This is a genomic window from Paenibacillus periandrae (assembly GCF_022458865.1).
Lineage (GTDB): Bacteria > Bacillota > Bacilli > Paenibacillales > NBRC-103111 > Paenibacillus_S > Paenibacillus_S periandrae.
In genome coordinates, this window is the sequence record NZ_JAJNMU010000063.1 from 1 (window position 1) to 5,263 (window position 5,263).

4 protein-coding genes are annotated in these 5,263 nt (G+C 41.1%); 2 read left to right on the forward strand and 2 right to left on the reverse strand.

Annotation, left to right across the window (positions count from 1 at the left end; all coding sequences use genetic code 11):
• Nucleotides 1-144: 144 nt before the first annotated feature.
• The gene (locus LRL21_RS44290; RefSeq protein WP_240422129.1) at nucleotides 145-759 is read right to left on the reverse strand and encodes a nucleotidyltransferase family protein; all 615 of its coding nucleotides are present in this window, start codon (nucleotides 757-759) and stop codon (nucleotides 145-147) included.
• On the reverse strand, nucleotides 746-1,288 hold the full coding sequence (locus LRL21_RS44295) for a CYTH domain-containing protein (protein WP_240422130.1): 543 nt from the start codon (nucleotides 1,286-1,288) through the stop codon (nucleotides 746-748). Before LRL21_RS44295 ends, LRL21_RS44290 begins: the two co-directional genes overlap by 14 nt.
• A gap of 261 nt (nucleotides 1,289-1,549) precedes the next feature.
• Between LRL21_RS44295 and LRL21_RS44300 the strand changes: the two genes are divergently transcribed.
• Nucleotides 1,550-4,516: a Tn3 family transposase gene (locus tag LRL21_RS44300; RefSeq protein WP_240422131.1), complete on the forward strand. Its 2,967-nt coding sequence runs from the start codon at nucleotides 1,550-1,552 to the stop codon at nucleotides 4,514-4,516.
• Complete coding sequence (locus LRL21_RS44305) at nucleotides 4,513-5,220, forward strand: tyrosine-type recombinase/integrase (protein WP_240422132.1); 708 nt, start codon at nucleotides 4,513-4,515, stop codon at nucleotides 5,218-5,220. The genes LRL21_RS44300 and LRL21_RS44305 overlap by 4 nt, the downstream gene beginning before the upstream one ends.
• Nucleotides 5,221-5,263 lie beyond the last annotated feature (43 nt).

The following is a 5,263-nucleotide window of genomic DNA, read 5'->3' on the forward strand; positions in this document are numbered from 1 at the left end:
GGGGTAGTACCAGCGTTGCTGACACCACCCGCAAACGCATGTATATAAATGTAAGAACCCTCCAAGTATGGAGAGTTCTTTTTTATGAGTGGTGTAGAGTACTAGCGGCAGCCTGTTCGTTTAAAACTAACGTGTCCCTTAGAGTTAAGTATAGTCCCACGGAATTACAATAAGATCCGGCCAGTTAGTTTTCCACCTAAGTACTTTCTTTTCAAATATCTCTTTTGTTATTTGGGCTTTATTTGCCCTTACAATTAGCCCGAATAAATCATTTAATCCAAAGGGTGCATACAATCTCCAAGTATCATTTTCATTTTTTCTTAATCCTATTGCAGTAGCTGTTGTAGGCCAAGTATTAATGGCCTCCTCAAGTGAAAAATAAGGAGTTATAGCGTAACCGAAGTGTTGCTCATACCATAAGTGGACGCGTGCTTGATTTTTGACATCAACACTTATAGGAACATCGTCGAATAGACCTTTAACTCGTTCTATTACCTCGCACTCCTTATCAAAGGATAGGTCTGGGTCGTAGTAAACAAAATCAATGTCTTTAATACCTTGAGTAATCGGATAACCACAGTGGTGGTTCCAAATACTTTGAGTTATACAACCTGCCCCTATATAATAATGTTCTATTTTAAGCTTAGGAGCTTTTTTGAAAACAGAATCCAAAACAGGATTCATCAGGATAATCGATGTGAGGTATTCCATTTGAGAGGAAAGGTCTATGTTATGGGCTGTGTATTTAGTATTTTCCATCTACAAGTTCCTTTCCGCTTACTAAGTCTTCATTGGAACCTTCAATCTTTTGCAATAAATAGACTTGAAACAACTGTTTGTAGCCTTCCAAGTCCACATTTATTGGGGTAGTCCCCGATTGTAAAAGTTCAATTTCGAAAATCTTTCCAACACCTTCAACAGTGTCCAAGTGAAAGACTACATGATCTTTAGACCATACTTCCCTTTCTTTTTTAATTGTTAATGCTTGACCGTATAATGAGGTAAAGATGGGAAGGATTTGTGCGTCTTTAACTTGGTAATATTCAAATTCAATATTTGATTCTTGATTACTTCTACAGTAAACATAAACTAGTAATGACTCTTCGTTTTCTATCCTTACTTTTATTCTTTTAGAGTTTGCTTGTGTCTGTGGATCATATATTCTGAAAATATGATCTTCCTGTTGCTTCTTAGTTATAAACTGAGCCTGAATTTGATTAAGTATTTCACGGATTTGTGAGAAATCCTCGCAAAAGTATTTTGTATCTCTACTGAGTTGAACTTTCATTTCTGATCACAACCATTCGTTATATTCTCAATTAGATTATAGCGAACGCTAGTTCCTATTACAATCATATTTCTCTTGCTACGCTATTTCGTATCTTAGGAACCTTCATTAAAATAATTAAGTTCCGTTTTTGTTTTTGTAAATGGAATATCGAACTTTATGAGACTCATATTGCCTAAAATACACGCTCTAGATATACTAATTTCAACCGTTATGTTCCGATACTTACTGTTATAGGAACTTTACTTTGGAGGGGATAACATGAAACGGAATTGGGAACTGGACGAATTAATCGAGCATTTCACGATCCTACCGAACGAGATGAGGTTGATCGAGAACAAGACCGGGGAAACCAGGATTGGATTTGCCTTGCTACTCAAGTTTTTTCAAAATGAAGCCCGTTTCCCAACTCATAAGTACGAAGTTCCCAAAGCGGTGATCGCGTACATTGCAAAACAAATCTTCTCTGAGCCGGAATTATATGCTCAGTACGATTGGACCGGTCGTTCAATTACCTACCACCGAAAACAGATCCGAGAGTACTTCGGGTTCCGCGAGGATACGATAGAGGATGCTCAGGAAATGGCAGAATGGCTATGCCAACATGTTCTGCATCACGATCATGAATTTGAGCATTTAAAGGAACGCGTTTACCGTCGATTCCATGAATTTAAAATCGTGCCTCCCACGACGGACCGCATTGAGCGTTTGATCCGTTCAGCCATTCACACATATGAAGAATCCTTCTTTCAAGCGACATACCAAAAGCTGCCTTCCACGTCTCTAACTCAGCTAGACTCTCTGATTGAAAGCATTTCTTATTTAGAGATTGATGAAGAAGCCGCCAATGACAGCAGCATACAAATATCATTTAATGAGTTAAAGGCAGATCCTGGTCGTGCTGGGGTGGATAGCGTGCTGAAGGAAGTTAACAAATTGCGAACTATCCGCAATTTGGAGCTTCCGCATGATTTATTTCGAGACATTCCCCATAAGGTGTTGAAAAAGTATCGACAGCGCGTTTCTACTGAGGATCTACGTGAGCTACGCCGACATCCAGATCCGATTCGATATACGCTGTTGTCAGCTTTCTTTTGGTTACGGTGCATGGAAATATCGGACAACCTGGTCGATCTGCTCATTCAAATTATTCACCGTATCGGAGTACGCGCCGAACGAAAGATCGATAAGGAAATTCTGAATGATCTACGACGAGTCAGCAACAAGTACGGCATTTTATTTAACATGGCGCAGACGGCCATCGAGCATCCGGAGGGGATCATTAAAGATGTCCTGTACCCAGTTGTAAACGAACAAACACTAAAAGATTTAGTCAAAGAATTTAAACATACTGGACCGGCATACCGCGAAAAAATCCATACGGTCATTCGCGCCTCCTATGGCAGTCATTACCGCCGGATAGTTCCTGAAATTCTTAGCATTCTTGATTTTCGTTCTAATAACGACGTTCACCGTCCGGTTATCCTCGCGCTCGAACTAATCAAGAAATACACTCAAACGGGAATGCACTATTTTCCCTTAGGCGACGAAATTCCGATCAATGGGGTGATCCGCAATAACTACAAAGAAATTATCATCGAAAAAGATGAAAAGGGACAAGAACGAGTAAACAGGATCAACTATGAAATCAGCGCCTTGCAAATGCTCCGGGATAAGTTACGATGTAAAGAAATATGGGTGTTTGGAGCGAACCGGTATCGTAATCCAGATGAGGACTTGCCGGTAGACTTTGAGGAACGCCGTGAGGAAAACTACAAGGCTTTAAATCAGCCGTTAGATGCAGACTCCTTTATTACTACGCTAAAACAAGAAATGATCCAAGGTCTTGAAAAATTAAACGAGGGAATGCCGAAGAACCCTAAAGTAAGGATTACTGATAAAGGTAAAGGCTGGATCTCGGTTTCTCCGTTGGAACCACAAGAAGAGCCGGTTAATTTAATCCGGATCAAAGGTGAAATTACGCGCCGCTGGCCGATGACCAGTTTGCTCGATATTTTGAAGGAAACCGATCTACGTATTTCGTTTACAGAAATGTTCAAGACAGTGGGGCATCGAGAGATATTAGACCGGGATACGCTGCAAAAGCGATTGATCCTATCTCTTTACGGTTTGGGAACGAATACCGGTTTAAAGCGTGTCAGCGCCGGTGATCATGGTGAAAGCTACAAAGACCTTCTTTACGTCCGGCGTAAATTCATTCACAAGGATAACCTTCGCAACGCGATTTCCGAAGTAGTAAATGCTATCTTCAAAGTACGAATGCAGGAAATATGGGGTGAGGGAACAACTTCTTGTGCCTCCGATTCAAAGAAATTCGGGGCATGGGATCAAAACCTCATGACGGAATGGCATATCCGATACCGCGGCCGCGGTGTTATGATTTATTGGCATGTAGAGAAAAATTCGACTTGCATCTACTCACAGCTTAAATCGTGTTCTTCATCAGAAGTCGCTGCGATGATGGAAGGGTTGTTGCGTCACTGCACCGATATGGAAGTGGAGAAGAATTATGTTGATTCACATGGACAGAGTGAGGTTGCATTCGCCTTTTGTTATTTGCTTGGTTACAAACTCATGCCTCGATTAAAAGCTATTCATACGCAAAAGTTATACCGACCGGAGCCAGGAATGACTGACGCTTACGCGAACTTGCAGCATGTACTCACGCGCCCGATTAATTGGGATCTGATCCGTCAGCAGTATGATCAAATGATGAAGTATGCAACAGCTTTACGGCTTGGTACGGCTGAAACGGAAGCCATTCTGAAAAGGTTTACCCGGAACAACTTGAAGCATCCAACGTATCAGGCGCTAGGTGAGTTGGGAAAGGCAGTTAAAACCATCTTCCTCTGTGAATATTTGCATTCGGAAGAATTACGCCGAGAGATTAATGCTGGTTTAAATGTCGTTGAAAATTGGAACTCGGCAAACGGGTTTATCTTCTATGGAAAGGGTGGAGAAATTGCTACGAATCGCATAGAAGATCAAGAGATGGCAGTTTTGTCGCTTCATCTACTACAAAATTGTTTAGTCTACATTAATACCATCATGTTCCAGAACGTTTTATCGGAGAAGAAATGGTTTGATCTAATGTCTCCGGAAGATTTACGTGCGGTGACACCCTTGATCTATACTCACGTTAATCCATATGGCACATTCCGATTGGACATGAAGGAAAGACTTCCTTTGGAAGGTGAACTTGCATGATTGAAAAACGCGTATCTGCAAAAAAGAAAGCTTGGGAGCTGGCGAAGTACATTCGCTCAGAACAACCGGACTATGCTTACTTAAAGAATTTGTTTCAGCATTTAAGAAGCGAGCTTGAAATTGAGGTTCCTAAATCAAATAAAAAGCTGCCTTACGTACCCACAGAGGAAGAATTAAAAAGATACTATGAAGTGGTTTGGAAGGCAAAGAATTTTCAGGATATGATGATCGTGAAAACCCTCATGTATACAGGTGTCCGGGTCAGCGAGTTAATCAGCATTAAGCTGGCGGACATCGATTTTCAATACTGTCAGATCCGGATCAACAAAGGAAAGGGCAGTAAAGACCGTATTGTTCCATTTCCTCAGGCTTTCAAAGAGCTACTGGCCATGCACGCTGATTCGATGAAAAAGAAGCAAGCGGTCTATCTGTTTGAGTCCTCATGGAAGAAAAAGTACACGGACAGGGGAATACGCAAGATTTTGGCTAAATATTCAGAGGAGGCCAAGTTATCTCAAAACCTTTCTCCTCATAAACTACGTCACTTTCTATTAACTTGGCTAAAAAAGCAGGGCATCGATGACGCGCTAATTCAACCCTATTCCGGCCATGAAAGCAGAAAATCTTTGGAAATATACTCAAAGTTGGCAATTACCGATGCTCAAAATGAATATAACGAGGTTATTAATAAATTCCCAATTTAATCCATGTGTTTGCGGGTGGTGTCAGCTACGCTGGTATTACCCC